Here is a 17328-nt window from a genome sequence, read left to right on the forward strand (position 1 = left end):
ATGCTGACGATAGCCAAAGCGGGGACAGAGAATCTGGAAGAAATGTGCCTGCTGCTGCAGGAGCTGTTTGGGATGGAACAGGATTTTACAGGAGCGGCTGACCTGGACAAGCAGAGAGCGGGACTGCGGTTGATTCTGGAGCATCCGGAACACGGACAATTGCTGCTGCTCAAACGGGGAGATAAGGTAGCAGGCATGGTGAATCTGGTATTTACGTTCAGCACGTTTGAAGGCGGGCCGGTGATCACGCTGGAGGATTTCATCATTGCGGCTGAAGAGCGGGGACAGGGCAGCGGCCGATTTTTTATGGACGGCATTGTGGCCTACGCCAAGGAGCACCGATTTCTGCGGATCACTCTGCTGGCCGATGCCGAGAACGCGCGGGCGCTGCATTTTTATGAAGCTGCGGGTTACGGGTACTCTAATATGAGATGTCTGCGGCTGGCGGTGAAGTGATGGAGAACAGAAATTTAGGGTTGGGAAAGTTTCTTATCAGTCTTCCGGTTGTTCTAGGAGCTGTGGCGCTGCCTGCGGGAATTCTCGTATTGTTTTATCTGATCTTTACTGATTTTTATCAAAGGGGATTTCTGACAGGCCTGCTGCAGGGACTAATCTGCCTTGTAATCATGTTCATTCATTTCATAGTAGGACTTGTTTTTGCAGAGAAGTACTGGACGGCGAGGAATGAAGGGCTGGATGGAAAAATAGTTATTAGACAGTTTCTCATCTATCTGGCAATTGGTGTACTCGTACAGATCTCTCTAAATATTATTTTTGAGAATCCGTTTAAAGATCCGCCTGCCCCGTCATTTTTTTGAATGAGCGCAGCTCGTGTCAAGACCCCTGCGCAGGCTGCCGCTAAGTGCTTCAATTATAAGGTTGTTCCGGCAGGCAAGCCTACATGATGCGTGTGAATTATGAAATGTATAGTATTCCTGCCGGGACACCCTTTGCTAATAAGAGTAACCTTTCAATTCATATGCACGGTGAGCAACCTGAAACTGCGTCTAGGCTAATCTGCATATTCACAATACTCAGCTAATCCGTTCATAGACAGAAATATGATAATTTACAGCCGGAAGCTGTAATAAGTGGATTTATGTCACTTCATTTTTCGCACCATCTGCTGAATCAGGATTAGATGGATTTATGTCACTTAATTGTGACCAATATGCTCATATCAGCCAATATGCATGGAATTAAGTGTCATTTATCCAACTAAAATCTCATATTCGGAAATTTCCAGGAAATTAAGTGTTGTTATGCCACTTATTAGGCGTATAGCCCTCGTTCCGCCAGCGTACACCGCACGCAGCCGCCGTCAGTCTGCATCTCTCCCGGCTTTAACCGCCCTCAGCCTCAGCAAAAGCTGTCAGGCAAACAGCGGATTCCCCTTCATACCTACCCACAGCGGTGATTGTTCCAGGCAAGCGGCCAGTTGGAGCAGCAGGTCCTCGCGTCCTTTGGAAGCCATGACCTGAACCCCGATTGGCAAGCCTTCCGGAGTGAGGTGCACAGGGACGCTCATTGCCGGCTGACCGGTCAGATTGGCCAGCTGGGTGAAAGGTGTATAGGTCAGACTTGGCTCGAACATCTCGTAAATCATCCGCCGCTGAGCGTCTTTAGACAGCCTGCTGACTTCCAGTAGCTGCTGAATCTCCTCAGGCGTCTGAGTCAGCTCCCCGATCTTCGGTGCGGAATCCGCATTCGCAGGTGTGATATACAGATCGAAGCGGTCCATCAGCGCCGCCATCTGCGCGGCAGCCACATCCCATTCATGCAGACTGTGTACGAATTCTGCGGCCGAGACCTGCTTGCCGGCTTCAGCCAGCACCCAGGTGACAATATCCACTTCGCTTGCCGCAATCGTGCGGCCCATACCGCTCTCAAGTGACAGGAACATTGCGGATACCTCTCCGGCATTCATCGTATAGTAGTTGTCCATCAGCCTGACCCCGTTAACCGGACTCAGCTTTTCCTCGACCGCGTAGCCTTCCGATTCCAGCCACTTTACAGTGTTAAGCACAGCTTGTACAGCTTCTTCCGATACCGGTGTGCCTACCGGCGAAGCTGTAGTGTACGCGATCCGCAGCTTCCGCTGCGCAGGCTTCAGCAGATCATCCAGATAGACCCCCGGATACAGCGGGGTCTGAAAAGCCGCTTCCGGCTGCACCACCTGCAGCAGATCAAGCATCGCGGCACTGTCACGCACAGTCCGCGTCAGGGCAAAGTCGATCGACGCGCCCTGCCACTGGCGGCCGATACCCGGGCCGACCGGCGTGCGCCCGCGCGTCGGCTTCAGCCCGAACAGGCCGGTGAACGAGGCCGGTATGCGGATGGAGCCGCCGCCGTCACTGGCTCCGGCGGCCGGAACGATCCCTGCGGCAACGGCCGCCGCAGCACCGCCGCTGGACCCGCCGGGTGAATAGGCGGGGTTCCACGGGTTGCGTGCCGGGCCGTGAAGCAGCGGCTCGGTAATATTTTTGAGGCCGAATTCAGGCGTATTCGTGTGTCCCAGCGGAATGAAGCCGCCCCGGCGGATACGGGCAACGTAATTAGAGTCCCGTTTGGCGATATTGTCCTTCATGAGCATGGCACCGGAAGTTAGCGGTTCTCCTCCGATCGCCTGGGAGATATCCTTCAGCAGGAAGGGAACTCCGGCAAACGGCCTGGAAGTGTCCTCATCAAGGACGGGCATCTCATCCGCTTCCTTCAGCGCGGCCTCCCGTCGGGTACGTACCACCGCATTCAGCAGCGGATTCATTTCATCGAGCCGGGCATAGGCTGTTTCCACAAGCTCACGGGGGGAGACTTCACGTGCCTTGATGAGGGCGGCAAGCCCCAGAGCATCATAAGCGGAATAATTAGACAACGGCATGTGGATAACCTCTTTCTGGCAGGGATAAGCAGGCTATATAGCTATAGCCGCAGTCTGCGGATAGTAATAGACGGGACCAGCTTCTCTAGTATACTTCGGAGCGGCAGACTTCCCAAATGCACTGCTTTACAGAGTGAACTTTAGAATCTAACTTGCTGCACTGGCGAGATCGCCGATTTACAGGGGGTTCGTTAGTCAGCTGCTATCATTCTTAAGTTCAGCTTATATAGAATTCACCCGTGTCGATACTTTTGCGCACGGCTTGTATATCCTTCAGCGGCGGGAGGCCGAACAGTCTCCGGTACTCGCGGCTAAACTGGGAGGCACTCTCATAACCGACTTCCATAGCGGCAGTCGTCGCGTCCATGGAACCGCTGAGCATGAGGCGTCTGGCTTCCTGGAGGCGGAGCTGCTTCTGATACTGCAAGGGACTCATCGCTGTAACGGCTTTGAACTTATGATGCAGGCCAGACACACTCATATTATTGGCCTCTGCGAGCTCCCGGGCGGTGAAGGAGCGGGTGTAATTCTGATGAATCCATTCGATGGCCTTGCCGATACCGTCAGCCTTTTGGTCAAAAAATACCTCCTGAAAGAATAAATGCCCGTAATCGCCGGACAGCAGATTGAAGATCAGCTCATGCTTGATGAGTCCGGACAGATATCCGGCTTCCCTGGCGCTGCCCGTGCTGGCAAGCTTCAGCAGCCGGCTGAACAGCTCCAGGAGGCCGGAATCGGCCTTGCCAATGAAAGCGGCGGTATTCAGCTTCTTGTCTCTGGGCTTCACACTGATCCCTGCCTGCGTCATGACCGAAGCGATTTCCTGCGTTGTGATGTCAATGCGCAGACCAATATAAGGCGTGTCTCTGGTAACCCCCGCTATCTGGGCGAAGGCGGGCAGAGTAATCATCGATACCATATAGTCTCCCGGCAGATATTCAAGGCTGGTTGAGCCGTAGTGCAGCTTCTTGCGGCCTTGTAGGATCAGACAAAAGGAAGGCGTCAAGACACTTGGGATCAGTGGGGTCTGCCGGCTGTTGCGGGAAACCGAAAGATACGGGATCACTGTGGGATGGCGGCCATCGGCAAGGGTAATCTTCTCAGTCTGCGCGATGATCCGGGCGAGCTGCTCCTTGTGATCATTAGCAATTTCTCCAGGGACGGCGCGGGTTTCAAGCCGTTGCTCTGTCATTGTTCATTCCGCCTTTCGGTTTGTCTGGTTTCGTTCCGCTCTTGCCTGTGCTGTTACTGTACAGTATAGCCGTATCTTGGCCGGAAGCAATAGGGCAGAATCGAATGGGAAAAGAGGATTTGCAGCTTTAGGCAAGTTTTAGGCAGGAATAGCCTATTAACTCGGGTGGCAGTCAAGCGATAATAACCTTGAGATGTTATTCAAGGAGGTCCTGAATCATGACGGTTACCCTGCAACAACCTATCGGCTCCGGTTTCGGAGCCTCCACAACTGCTAATGAGATTCTGCGCAGCACAAACCTCAGCGGCGTCAATGCCATTGTTACCGGCGGATACTCAGGGATCGGCCTTGAAACGGTGCGTGCACTGGCTTCCGCCGGTGCAAAGGTCATCGTCCCGGCGCGGGATACCGCCAGAGCGGGTGCTGCACTTGCCGGTATCGTTAATATCAGAATTGAGAGTATGGACCTGATGAACCCGGCCTCAATTGATGAATTCGCTGCAAGGTTTCTTGCTTCCGGCCAGCCGCTGCATCTGCTGATTAACAGCGCAGGCATTATGGCTGCTCCCCTGATGCGCGACACGAGGGGATATGAGTCGCATTTCTCTACCAATCACCTGGGACATTTCCAGTTGGCGGCCCGTTTGTGGCCGGCGCTGCGTCAGGCGAACGGGGCGCGAGTCGTATCCGTATCTTCATGGGGACACCGGCAATCCCCGGTCGTGTTCGGCGATCCGAACTTCGAACACCGCAGCTATGACCGCATGTCTGCCTACGGCCAGTCGAAGACGGCCAATATTCTGTTCGCGCTTGCCCTGGACAAGCGCGGCCGGGACGAAGGTGTGCGCGCCTTCTCGGTTCATCCGGGCAGTATCGCCGGTACAGGCCTAGAAGAGCATCTGTCCTTCGAGGAGCTTCAGGCTGCCGGTGTTATTGACGGAGAGGGCAAGCCGGTCCTTGATCCTTCACGGAATCTGAAGACAGCAGTGCAAGGAGCAGCGACCAGTGTCTGGTGTGCGGTAAGTCCGCAGCTGGAAGGTAAGGGCGGCGTCTATTGCGAGAACTGCGATATTGCCCCGCTGGTGGAGAATGCCGAAGCTGTCACCCGTAACGAGGCAGCCCGCCGTTTGGGCTCGATGGCACTTGGCGTGATGCCGCACGCAGTCGACCCTGAAGCGGCGGACCGCCTCTGGAGTCTGAGCGAGCAGCTGACGAATGTAGAATTCACAATTGGAGGAGAGGAATAATGACACTGCACACACGCAAGCTTGGCAGTCAGGGGCTGGAGGTACCCGCCATCGGCCTGGGCTGCATGGGAATGAGCCAATCCTATGGACCGGCGGATGAGGGTGAGTCCATTGCCACACTGCACCGGGCCATTGAACTCGGCTGTAATTTCTTCGACACGGCCCAGGGGTATGGTCCTCTTACGAATGAGGAATTGCTCGGCCGGGCATTCAAGGGCCGCCGCAGCGAGGTCATCTTAGCAACCAAGTTCGGCTTCCGGTTCAAGGACGGCAAGCAGGTCGGTGCCGAGAGAGCCAGCCGGCCGGAGGAGATCCGCGAGGCGGTAGAAGGCTCGCTTCTGCGGATGGGCACCGACTATATTGATCTGCTCTATCAGCACCGCATTGATCCGGCTGTGCCTATCGAAGAGGTAGCCGGAACAGTAGGTGATCTGGTCAGAGAGGGCAAGGTGCGTTATTTCGGCTTGTCCGAAGCGGGTGCCCGCAACATCCGCCGCGCCCATGCGGTTCATCCGGTGTCTGCGCTGCAGAGTGAATATTCGCTATGGGAGCGTAATCTGGAGGCGGATATCATTCCTGTGCTGCGCGAGCTGGGCATCGGGCTCGTACCGTTCTGCCCGCTGGGGCGGGGATTCCTGGCAGGAGGGGTGAAACGTTCGGAAGAGTATGCCGAAGGCGATACCCGCCGTGCCGATCCCCGCTACCAGGGGGCTAATTATGACGCTAACCTGAAGGCTGCGCAGATTGTGCACGAACTCGCTGCTGTGAAGCAGGCGAAGTCTGCGCAGATCGCCCTGGCCTGGGTCTTGCATAAGGGCGCAGATTTCGTGCCGATTCCCGGCACGAAACGCCGGAAATACCTTGAAGAGAATGTGGCTGCCGGCAGCCTCGCGCTTAATCCGGCCGAGATGAAGCGGCTGGACGATGCATTGGCGCCGGGGACAATCTCCGGGCAGCGTTATCCCGATTGGATTATGTCAACGATTGACCGCTGAGCACAATCTTAACCCTAACCCCGTATACCCACTTGAAACGCCCTGCATGATGGTAGCTGATGCCTTCATTATGCAGGGCGTTTTTTCGTGAAATTTAAGAAATCTGACAGTTGAGCAAAAATTACTGAGCATTTGGTGATAATCCAAGCTCTTATTTTATACGTAGTACCAACTCATCTTTTGTTCCTGAAAATAGACCCCGCATGGAGAAATTAGAGGGATAAATCCCTCTAATTTCGCCGGAACTCGCCAAAAATGGCACCCTCAGAGCGATTTTGCCCATTGCATTGGAGAAATTATCACTGCCGCAGCCGGAAATCAGCATGGAATCCCTGTTTTCGCCCATATCGTAAGCCCTGCCCATTCGTTAATCTGTGGAAGAGATGCATCTCACCACACCTTATTCGGAGGTCATGTAATGAAAAGACGCTTAACTTCTGCACTGATTCTTATGATGCTCGCAGCATCGCTCTCCGCCTGTTCTTCCAATAATAATCCGGCGGCGGGCAACAACGGCAATACAGGCAATACAGGTAACACGGCAAATGATACCGAAGCAAGCGGGCCGGTCACGTATCCGATCCAGACGGACGAGAAGCTCTCCTATTGGGGAGAAATCAACGGCAATCTGATCAGTGTAGCGGCGACGCATGATGAAATTCCTTTTTTCCAGGATTGGCAAAAGCAAACCGGCGTTCCGCTGAAATTCACGGCCCCGCCGACCGGTCAGGTTAAAGAAGCACTTAATGTCATGCTGGCTTCGGGCGATCTGCCGGATATGATTGAGTACAACTTTTTGGGCGACTTTCCGGGGGGGCCTGAGAAAGCGATCAATGACGGATACATTCTGAAGCTGAATGATCTGATTGACAAGCATGCGCCGAATCTGAAGAAATATCTGCAGGATCATCCGGACATTGACAAGATGGTCAAGACGGACAGCGGCAGCTATTATGCGTTCCCTTTTATCCGGGGGGATGAGTTCCTGCGCGTGTTCCAGGGGCCGATTATCCGCAAGGACTGGCTGGATGAGCTGGGCCTGCCGGTGCCGGAGACCATTGATGACTGGACCAAGACCCTAACCGCCTTTAAGGAGAAAAAAGGGGCAGCCGCACCGTTCTCCGTAGTCAGCAAGCCGCGTTTCTTCAATGAATCCGGCAACGGCGCCTTCCTGGGGGCTTTCGGCGTGACCCGCGGCTTCTATCAGGAAGACGGCGTGATCAAGTTCGGCCCTGCCGAAAGCGGCTTCAAGGAATACCTGAAGCTGTTCCGCCAGTGGTATGCGGACGGCCTGCTGGACAAGAATATCGCCACCTCGGATTCCAAAGCGCTGGATGGCAACATGGCCTCAGGGGCAACCGGCGCATCCGTAGGCAATGCGGGCGGCGGAATCGGCAAATGGCAGCCGCTGGTGGAGGGCAATGATCCGAAGGCTGTGCTGGTTGCCGCACCTTATCCGGTGCTGAACAAAGGCGAAACGCCTAAGTTCGGACAGAAGAGCCAGGCTTACGCCTCCGAAGGAACGGTAGCGATCACAACCTCAGCCAAGGACCCGGTGCTCGCTGTGGAAATGCTGGATTACGGCTACAGTGAGGAAGGGCATCTGTTCTTCAACTTCGGTACGGAGGGCGTCAGCTACAATATGGAGGACGGTTATCCGAAATACACCGACCTGCTGCTGAAGAATCCGGATAATCTGGCTCCGGCGCAGGCGATTTCGAAGTATGCCCGCGGCAGCTACAATGGTCCGTTTGTGCAGGATCAGCGTTATGCCGAGCAATTCTTCGCCCTGCAGACCCAGCGTGACGCGGTGGGCATCTGGAAGAACACGGATGCGGACAAATACAATCTGCCGCCGATTACACCGACTCCGGAGGAGAGCTCCGAGTATGCGACGATTATGAATGATATCAATACGCTGGTGGATGAAATGACACTGAAGATTATCCTCGGCCAGGAGCCGCTGGAGCAATACGAGAGCTATGTGGACAAGATGAAGTCGCTGAAACTGGACCGTGCGATCGAAATCCAGAAGGCAGCACTGGACCGCTATAACGCAAGATAATGGCAGGATGATCAAGGGGCAGAGGGCGGAGGCCCTCGCCCAACCCTGGATTCGAGGTGAAACTGCCGCATGGCAAAAACGCAAACCGGCGCAGGACAAAGAGCTTTGGCACCTGCGCGGACAACAAACCGCTTCCTCCGTGATTTCCGGATCAATAAGTACCTGTATCTGATGATGATTCCGGTCATCGCCTATTATTTTATTTTTCATTATGCCCCCATGTACGGCGCACTGATTGCCTTCAAGGAATATTCGCCGATGAAGGGCATTCTCGGGAGCGACTGGGTCGGACTGAAGCATTTTCACGATTTCTTCAACAGCTATTACTTCTGGCGGATTCTGAAAAATACGCTGGTCATCAGCTTCTACTCCCTGATCTTTGAATTTCCCGCGCCGATCATTCTGGCCCTGCTGATCAACGAGATCCGCAGCAAGTCATTCAAACGGGTGGCCCAGACGATCACCTATATGCCCTATTTCATTTCACTCGTAGTCATTTGCGGAATCATTACCGACTTCACGAACGCTGACGGTGTGATCAACGGGCTGTTTACGTTCTTCGGCTATGACGGGCAGGCCATGCTGCAGAAGCCGGAGTTATTCCGTCCCATCTACATCCTGTCCGAGATCTGGCAGCGGATCGGCTGGGAGTCGATCATCTATATTGCCGCCCTGATGAGCATTGATGTGGAGCAGTATGAGGCGGCGCGGATGGACGGAGCCAGCCGGATCAAGCAGATGTTCTATATTACGCTGCCCGGCATTCTGCCGACCATCTCCATTATGCTGATTCTCCGGATGGGGAATCTGCTGAATGTCGGCTTCGAGAAGATTATCCTGCTGTACAACCCGATTACTTATGAGACAGCCGATGTGATCTCGTCCTTCGTCTACCGCAAAGGGCTGCTTGAATTCGGCTGGAGCTACAGCTCTGCCGTAGGCTTGTTTAATTCGGTAATCAACCTGTTCCTGCTGATTACCGCGAATTACGTGAGCCGCAAAGTCAACAAAAATAGCTTGTGGTGAGGTGAACCCGTGAAGGAACAAAGCTCTCTTTTCGATAAAATCTTCTATGCCGGCATCTATGTGCTGCTGGTCTTTCTGATCATCGTTACGCTCTATCCGCTGCTGTATGTGCTGTTCGCATCCTTCAGTGATGCCGGCCAGCTGATGGTGCATAAAGGCATCCTGTGGCGTCCGCTTGGCATCAGCTTCGATGCGTACCGGAGCGTGCTGGCCAATTCGGGCATTCTGACCGGATACCGCAATACACTGTTTATCGTCGTGGCCGGACTTGCCGTGAATCTGGTGATGACGGCCCTGGGCGCATACGTGCTGTCCCGCAAAAATGTGCTCTGGAACAATACGTTTATGCTGCTGATCCTCTTTACGATGTTCTTTAACGGCGGGCTGATTCCCATGTATCTTGTGGTCAAGGGAGTGGGTCTGCTGGATTCACTGTGGTCTACGATTCTGCCCTTCTCCATCAGCACGTTCAATCTGATTATCATGCGTACGGCCTTCATGGGCATTCCCGACAGCCTGGAGGAATCGGCCAAAATCGACGGGGCTAATCATTTTACGATTCTGTTCCGCATTATTATTCCGCTCTCCATGCCGGTGATTGCTGTAATGATCCTCTATTATGCCGTCGACAAGTGGAACGGCTGGTTCTATGCCTCTGTATTCATCAGGAGCAGGGAGCTGTACCCGCTTCAGCTGGTGCTCCGGGAAATTCTGATCGCGAATTCTACGGACAGCATGTCAGCGGGAGCCAGTGCGGGCGACCGCCAGCAGATTGGCGAGACGATCAAATACGCGACGATTATGGTCGCCACGGTACCGATCCTGTGCGTGTATCCTTTTGTACAGCGTTTCTTTGTCAAAGGGGTCATGGTCGGCTCTGTTAAGGGCTGACGGCAATCCCAAATCCACTATTGAAAAGGAGACTGGTTATGGCAGCAATCCAGCAGTTACTTGATATTCCTCTCATATGGGAGAAGCTTGAACATAAAACAGAGCGGATGCTGACGTTAATCGGCGGTAAATCGCCGCATGTTGCCAAGGATAACGGCAAATATGACGATCAGCGGCTGGACTGGTGGACGTCGGGCTTCTGGCCTGGCATCCTGTGGATTATGCATGACATGACCGGCAGAGCCGCTTACCGCGAAGCAGCCTGGAACTGGGATGAACGGCTCGAACGGCTAACGCTGGCCCCGAATTCCTTCGATCATGATGTCGGTTTTCAGTTTTTGCCGACGGCCGTAATCAAGTATACGCTGACCGGTGATCCGGACGCCCTGCGGCGCGGCTTGGCCGCAGCGAGCTTCCTGGCGGGGCGCTACAATCTGAACGGCAGGTTCATCCGGGCCTGGAACGGCGACAAGACGGGCTGGTCTATCATCGACACCTCGATGAACCTGTCCCTGCTGTTCTGGGCTTCGCAGCAGACCGGCGATCCCCGGTACGCCCAGATCGCGCAGGCGCACGCCGGGACCGTGCTGAAGCATTTCATCCGCGAAGACGGCTCGGTTAATCATATCGTCAGCTTCGATCCGCATTCCGGCGAAGTCCTGGAGGTGCTGGGCGGCCAGGGCCATGCACCGGACTCCGGCTGGAGCCGGGGAACTGCCTGGGCACTCTACGGCATGGCGAATACTTACCGCCATACGGGGGACAAGACCTTCCTGCATGCGGCCCGGCGTGTAGCCCATTTCTTCCTCGCCCACCTGCCGGAGGATCATGTGGCCCATTGGGACTTCAGGGCAGGCAGCAGCCTGGACGGTGAACCACGGGATACTTCCGCAGCAGCTTGTGCGGCATCAGGGCTGCTGGAGCTGGCAGAGAGCTTGTCCGCTGTAGACGGAAGAATCTACCGGGAATCCGCAGAACGGATACTGAAGTCCCTGTATGAGCACTATGGAACGTGGGAAGATGCAGAGCATGAAGCGATCCTTCTGCATGGTACGGGGCACAAGCCTGCCGGAGACAATGTGGATGTGTCGCTGATCTACGGAGACTATTTCTTTGTCGAGAGTATAGCCAGGCTCGCGGGCTGGAAGCACCGTATTTTCTAGTGCGGGCCCGCTCTGCCCATGTGTGTACCAGCCTGTCAGGCAATCTATCAGAACACCCGAAATGGCACCGGCCATTCGGGTTGTTTCTGATTTTGTCTATCGGTTTCTACTTTTTAACCATTCCCTCTTCAGAGATGGCCGTTATAATAAGGTTACGCTGAATCCAAAACATACAGATATGAGGGGTCTTCTTGAATTTTAAATATTTGTGGGAAAAACGGAAGAGTATTATAGTGACCTGGCTTGTTTCCTACAGCGCTGTGCTGGTTGTACCAATGGTAGTCAGCCTGCTGGTGTACATGCAGTCCAGCCAGGCACTGAAGAGCGAAATTCACCGTGCCAACGACTCCATGCTGAGGCAGGTCCGGTATACGATTGATACCCAGATTGATTTAATGAAACGGCTGAATATGGAGATTACCTGGAACACCAAGCTTCAGGATCTGATGTATTCGAGCAAATCCTCCGGCGATGCCCAGTTCACTGCCTATCAGCTGGCCAAGGAATTCCGGATGTACCAGACCTCTTACGCGTCAATTGATGAGTTCTACGTAACCTGGGAGCAGGAAGCGGCTGTCATCCGGCCGGGCAATGTGCGCGATTTCGCAACCGCTTTCAACACTATTCATAACACAGGAACCATGAATGTTGGACAGTGGCTGGAGAATATTCATCAGTCGGCCAATAACCGTTTTCTGCTGTTGCCGCATCTCGATTCCGCTGAACCCCGGACCGGAATCGCCTATCTGATCCATCTGCCTAAGGATTTGAACGGGCGGGAGACGGGGACGGTTGTGGTTATGGCGGATACCGGCAGGTTCCAACAAGCGATTGAGAGTATCTCCGGCTTCAGCGGCGGACAGGTGCTCATCCTGAATGAAGAGAATGAAGTGCTGCTCTCCAATCTGCCGGTATCGATCAATCAGGACAGCCTGCTGAAGCATTTGCCGCCGGACGGCAGCCGGATGGTCAATATGCCGGCGAGAGACGGTGACTCGGAGCTGTTCTATATTCAGTCCTCTGTGTCCAAACTGAAATATGTGCTGGTGATTCCAAGCAGCATTTATTGGGAGAAGGCGGAGTATGTCCGGAGATTCACCTATATCAGCCTGTTCATCAGTCTGCTGAGCGCCGGAGTCTTAACCTGGTTCTTCATGCGCCGCAATTATTCGCCGATCCAGAAGCTCGTCCAGCTGCTGACCGACAAGAATTCCCATGAAGAACGGACCGACTGGAATGAGCTGAGCTTTATTCAACGGGCCATCTCGAATACGAGGAGAGAGAAGGAGACCATCGCGCTGCAAATGCAGATCCATCAGCATGTGCTGCGCTCCAATATGCTCAACCGGCTGCTGAAAGGGAAGATGGATACCCTCCTTCCTTACGAAGAAGCCCTGAAGTCCTTCGATATTCAGCTGCGCTCGGATGACTTCGCCGTGATCCTGTTCGTGGTGGAGAATAGCGAGAGCCTGTCGGCCCAGTTGCCGGGCATTGACCTGAATGAGAAGAACAAGCTGGTCCAGTTCATCATCAGCAATGTGGTGGAGGAGCTTGCAGGCCATTATCATCACGCCGGTTACATGGTCGAAGTGGATGAGATGATGGTATGCCTGGTGAATTGCGGAGAGCCGGAATCCGTCCTCTTCAGAGAGGATCTGGCCACCATCGCCGCTGAAGCACAGCGGTTCCTGAGCAGCTATCAGATGGATCTTACCGTATCCATCGGAGGCATCCATTCCTCTCTGCCCGGGATTGCCGAAGCCTATCGTGAAGCCGTCGATGCCATGGCGTATAAGATGGTGCTCGGCAAGCAGGAGATCATAACCTATGACGAGATCCGCAGTGAACAGGCGGATCATCCGCAGACCGGATACTACTACCCGCTTCAGGTCGAGCAGCAGATTATTAATATGATCAAGGTTGGCGACTTTGAGCAGGCGACCCGGCTAATCAGCGAGGTGACAGACCGCAATTTCAATCAGCCCATCACCTCGCTTACCCTGGCCAGATGCCTGATCTTCAATCTGGCCGGAACCATGGTCAAGGCGGTCAATGAGCTAGGCGGCGGGGACAACAGCCTGCTCGGGGACAATCCGCTGTGGCTGGACAAGATTATTGCCTGTGACACCATTCTGGAGATGAAGGCAGAGCTTCAGACGCTGCTCGCCGAGGTTTGCGCCTACGCTGCGGCCCGGCTGGAGCAGAACGTATCCCATGAACGGGCCGAATCGCTGCGTGATCTGGTGGTGAAGGTAACGGAGCATATTGAAGAGCATTACAGCGACTCGAATCTGAGTGTTAATCTGATCGGCGAGCACTTCAATCTGAAGGGCAGCTATCTGTCCAAGCTGTTCAAGAATCAGACGGGTGAAGGCGTTCTGGATTACATCAACAAGTACCGGATCGGACAGGCCAAGGCCATGATCCGGGCCAGACAGGGATCAATTGCCGACATTGCCAAGCTGGCAGGCTATAATGAGGCAGCGACCTTTATCCGGGTATTCAAGAAATATGAAGGGATTACTCCGGGCAAATACAAAGAGATCAATGGATAAATTAACGAAGCGGGACGGGGGATTAACTAATGCGGATCAAGAGAAGTAGCAAATCTGTCCTGCTGTTGCTTCTGAGTCTGATGCTGTTGACATCCTGCAGGGAATGGAGTCCACAGGCAGATCAGACGCAGCAGGGACCACCGCCGTCAGCAGCGGAGGTCCTTCCCGGAGCAGACGGTTATCCGTTACAGACGGACAAGACGCTGACCTATTGGGCGGAGCTGAACGGCAACGCCGGGAACATTAAGCCTACCTTCCAGGAGGTGCCCTTCTTCCAGGAATGGCAGCGCCGCACCGGGGTGAAGCTGGACTTCATCCAGCCTCCGGCGAATCAGGCCAAGGAGGCGATCAATGTCCTGCTGGCTTCAGGTGAACTGCCGGATATGCTGGAATATGAATGGGCCAGCTTCCCGGGCGGCCCCGAGAAGGCGATCAGCGACGGATATATTCTGCGGCTGAATGATGCAATCGAGAAGTATGCGCCTAACCTGCGGCGGTATTTGAGCCAGCACCCGGAAATCGACAAACAGGTGAAGACGGACAATGGCAGCTATTATGTCTTCCCGTTCATCCAGGGAGATGATCCGCTGCTTACCTACCAGGGGCCGATTATCCGCCAGGACTGGCTGGATGAACTGAATCTCCCGGTCCCGGCTACCATTGATGACTGGCATACGGTGCTGAAGGCGTTCAAGGACAAGAAGGGGGTTGCCGCCCCGCTTACGTTCCTGGGAGTGCCGAATCCGTTATTCGGAATTGAGAGCGGTGCTTTCGTCGGCGCCTACGGGATTAAGAAGGGATTCTATCTTGATCAGGGAGAAGTGAAGTATGGACCCGTCGAGCCCGGCTATAAATCTTTTCTTGCCTTATTCCGGAACTGGTATGCAGAGGGCCTGATTGATAAAAATATCGCGACCGTGGATACGAAGACGCTCGATGCCAATATGATCTCCGGCAGAAGCGGGTCCAGTATATGGAATGCCGGAGCCGGAATAGGCATGTGGCAGCCTGCAATCAAGGACCTGTGGCCGGAGGCGAAGTTTGTTCCGGCACCTTATCCGGTTCTGCATAAGGGAGAGAAGCCGAAGTTTGGTCAAAGGGCTAACGCTTATATGGGCAGCGGAGGCGTAGCGATCTCAAGCGGCAGCAGGAATGTGGAGGAAGCCGTCCGGATGCTGGATTATGGCTACAGCCCTGAGGGACATTTGCTCTTCAACTTCGGAATGGAAGGCACAAGCTATGCCATGAAGGACGGTTACCCGAAATATACGGATCTGATTATGCATAACCCGGATAAGCTGGCTCCGTCGCAAGCCCTTGCCATGTATACCCGTGCCAGCTATTTCGGGCCATTCGTCCAGGATGTCCGGTATCTGGAGCAATACTATTTCCTGCCGGAACAGAAGGAGGCGGTGCAGATCTGGTCGGACACTGATGCCAGGAACACCATGCTTCCGCAAATCTCCAAGACGGAGAAGGAGAGCACCGAGTTCTCCGCCATCATGCTGGATGTGACGACGCTTGTGGATGAGATGTCCCTGAAGATTATTTTTGGCATTGAGCCGCTGGACAGCTTTGATGATTATGTAGCCCAGATTAAGGCGCTGGGTATTGACAGGGCCCTTGAGATTCAGACAGCGGCGCTTACCCGGTATATGGAACGGTAGAACAAACCCCCTGCAGAGAGGCTCTCGCAGGGGGTTTACTATGCTCAATCACAATATGTGTCAATCAAGTCCGCTCATCCGTAAGATATTTCTTCACCGGAGGCGGGCTATAATCAGCCAATTGCTGCAGAATTCCCTCCGCAGTCGTATCGTTCAGCATGATGGAATGCTGTTTCTCCTGCATGAACTTCTCCTGGACCATGTTGCCAAACAGGGCAATCAGCGGATCGTAATAACCGTTGACGTTCAGCAGCCCGCAGGGCTTCTGGTGCAGACCGAGCTGCGCCCACGTGAAAATCTCGAAATACTCCTCCATCGTGCCCGGCCCGCCCGGCATGGCAATGAATCCGTCGGCAAGCTCAGACATCTTCAGCTTCCGTTCGTGCATGGAGTCCACCATAATCAGTTCGGTCAGACGGGTATGCTCGATTTCTCTTTTTTTGAGAAAATGGGGCAGAACCCCGATCACGCGTCCCCCCGCCTGCATGACGCTATCTGCAATAGCGCCCATTAAGCCGACAGTAGCTCCGCCATAGATCAGCGTGATGCCCCGTGCAGCCAGCTCTTTGCCCAGAGCAACAGCATACTCTTTGTATACGGGCGAAGCGCCGTCATTCGAACCGCAGAAAACAGCGATACTCTTCATATTATGCTGACTCTCCTTTGCCTAAAGGTAATGTACCTTCAAGTGAACGAAGGTTTTCCCTAATAATGTATCACGGATTTCCGGCTATGTAATTTGTTTCTCCGCAGCAGCAGCAGAATTCCAATAGCAAATCCCATACAGGTAAGCGAAGCGGTTGTAGCGTAGCTGCCCGTCCAGATCATCAGATTCACATTCAGCAGCGAGTGGATGCCCACTACGATGAACAGATTCCGGGTCAACACATAGAGGAGTGCAAACAGCATCCCGAGAATGACCAGCTGGATAAAATCATACACAAACTCCATTCCGCTAAGTCCGCCGTAAATCCGGTTCGGGATATGCATGAGGGCAAAGATCGTTTGTGAGATGAGCATCGCTTTAACTATGCGGGAAGAAGGCTTGACCGTTCCAGACAACCAATGCTGGATTTGCACAAAAAGGAAGCCGCGGAAGATGATCTCCTCCAGCAAGGCATTGCCGAACAATTGTCCGAGCAAAGCGCCCAGAAGCAGATTCGGAAAGTCGGCAAGGTCTTGATTCCATGTAAGTGCTGTACCGGCAATGAGATTGATGCAGGCACTTATTACATTGACCGCCAGCCAGAACACGAATGTCCACAAGCATCCGGCCAGCAGCTTCTCCCGTCTCAGTCCCAGATCCCGCAGCGGAATCCGGACCATTGCCCATAAATAAATAACGACGATGACCATGAGACCGAGCAGCCCCGCACATAACGTGGCATTCATCCACCCGCGGGTAAGCCGGTTAATGCCATCGAAGGTCCCCTTTTCAAAGAAAAAGAGGTTCACTGTCATCGCGAAGATAATCTCAAGAATGATAAGGCCGACGATAAACCAGGCTGAAATACGTTTTCCGGTATAAATTCCTGCGTGTTCCCCTGTCTCAAGCTGCACCTAAGTAACACTCCTTTGGATGAAGAAAAATTTACCAGTTAATCCCTCTCCATTACTATATTGGCTATGAATAGGATTCACTGTCACAG

The 17328-nt window shown here is 53.9% G+C and carries 15 protein-coding genes; 10 read left to right on the forward strand and 5 right to left on the reverse strand.

The window, feature by feature from the left end; translation table 11 throughout:
• A complete protein-coding gene (locus PBOR_RS09335; RefSeq protein WP_042211433.1) occupies positions 1-456 on the forward strand; it encodes a GNAT family N-acetyltransferase in 456 nt (151 codons plus the stop codon).
• Positions 432-818, forward strand: coding sequence for a hypothetical protein (locus PBOR_RS09340; protein ID WP_157764001.1), 387 nt, complete (start codon positions 432-434; stop codon positions 816-818). Before PBOR_RS09335 ends, PBOR_RS09340 begins: the two co-directional genes overlap by 25 nt.
• A 554-nt stretch (positions 819-1372) precedes the next feature.
• Here the strand turns inward: PBOR_RS09340 and PBOR_RS09345 are convergent.
• Positions 1373-2878 (reverse strand): amidase, encoded by a 1506-nt coding sequence (locus PBOR_RS09345; RefSeq protein WP_042211435.1) that lies wholly within the window; start codon positions 2876-2878, stop codon positions 1373-1375.
• Positions 2879-3095: 217 nt separating this feature from the next.
• Positions 3096-4070 (reverse strand): AraC family transcriptional regulator, encoded by a 975-nt coding sequence (locus PBOR_RS09350; protein WP_042211436.1) that lies wholly within the window; start codon positions 4068-4070, stop codon positions 3096-3098.
• 218 nt (positions 4071-4288) lie between these two features.
• On the opposite strand from PBOR_RS09350, the gene PBOR_RS09355 reads away from it, so the two are divergent.
• The gene (locus tag PBOR_RS09355) at positions 4289-5317 is read left to right on the forward strand and encodes an oxidoreductase (RefSeq protein WP_042211437.1); all 1029 of its coding nucleotides are present in this window, start codon (positions 4289-4291) and stop codon (positions 5315-5317) included.
• 5 nt (positions 5318-5322) lie between these two features.
• On the forward strand, positions 5323-6312 hold the full coding sequence (locus tag PBOR_RS09360) for an aldo/keto reductase (RefSeq protein WP_218918914.1): 990 nt from the start codon (positions 5323-5325) through the stop codon (positions 6310-6312).
• A gap of 151 nt (positions 6313-6463) precedes the next feature.
• Here the strand turns inward: PBOR_RS09360 and PBOR_RS36900 are convergent, their stop codons facing one another.
• A complete protein-coding gene (locus PBOR_RS36900; RefSeq protein ID WP_157764002.1) occupies positions 6464-6658 on the reverse strand; it encodes a hypothetical protein in 195 nt (64 codons plus the stop codon).
• Positions 6659-6730: 72 nt separating this feature from the next.
• Here PBOR_RS36900 and PBOR_RS09365 point away from each other — a divergent pair, with 72 nt between their 5' ends.
• From PBOR_RS09365 to PBOR_RS09390, 6 genes are all read left to right on the forward strand, one after another.
• Positions 6731-8377, forward strand: coding sequence for a type 2 periplasmic-binding domain-containing protein (locus PBOR_RS09365; protein ID WP_042211439.1), 1647 nt, complete (start codon positions 6731-6733; stop codon positions 8375-8377).
• 69 nt (positions 8378-8446) lie between these two features.
• On the forward strand, positions 8447-9403 hold the full coding sequence (locus PBOR_RS09370; protein ID WP_081971976.1) for an ABC transporter permease: 957 nt from the start codon (positions 8447-8449) through the stop codon (positions 9401-9403).
• Between the two features lie 9 nt (positions 9404-9412).
• Positions 9413-10294: a carbohydrate ABC transporter permease gene (locus PBOR_RS09375; protein ID WP_039306819.1), complete on the forward strand. Its 882-nt coding sequence runs from the start codon at positions 9413-9415 to the stop codon at positions 10292-10294.
• Positions 10295-10332: 38 nt separating this feature from the next.
• Positions 10333-11457 carry a glycoside hydrolase family 88 protein gene (locus tag PBOR_RS09380; RefSeq protein ID WP_081971977.1) on the forward strand — a complete coding sequence of 375 codons (1125 nt, stop codon included), beginning with the start codon at positions 10333-10335 and terminating at the stop codon, positions 11455-11457.
• A gap of 233 nt (positions 11458-11690) precedes the next feature.
• Complete coding sequence (locus PBOR_RS09385; protein WP_245648102.1) at positions 11691-14012, forward strand: helix-turn-helix domain-containing protein; 2322 nt, start codon at positions 11691-11693, stop codon at positions 14010-14012.
• Positions 14013-14041: 29 nt separating this feature from the next.
• On the forward strand, positions 14042-15679 hold the full coding sequence (locus PBOR_RS09390) for an extracellular solute-binding protein (RefSeq protein ID WP_042211441.1): 1638 nt from the start codon (positions 14042-14044) through the stop codon (positions 15677-15679).
• A 64-nt stretch (positions 15680-15743) separates the two neighbouring features.
• Here PBOR_RS09390 and PBOR_RS09395 read toward each other — a convergent pair whose 3' ends face one another.
• Complete coding sequence (locus PBOR_RS09395; protein WP_042211442.1) at positions 15744-16325, reverse strand: LOG family protein; 582 nt, start codon at positions 16323-16325, stop codon at positions 15744-15746.
• Positions 16326-16384: 59 nt separating this feature from the next.
• Positions 16385-17239 carry a CPBP family intramembrane glutamic endopeptidase gene (locus PBOR_RS09400; protein WP_042211443.1) on the reverse strand — a complete coding sequence of 285 codons (855 nt, stop codon included), beginning with the start codon at positions 17237-17239 and terminating at the stop codon, positions 16385-16387.
• Between the last annotated feature and the right edge of the window lie 89 nt (positions 17240-17328).

The sequence above is a fragment of the Paenibacillus borealis genome, from assembly GCF_000758665.1.
Taxonomy (GTDB): domain Bacteria; phylum Bacillota; class Bacilli; order Paenibacillales; family Paenibacillaceae; genus Paenibacillus_AQ; species Paenibacillus_AQ borealis.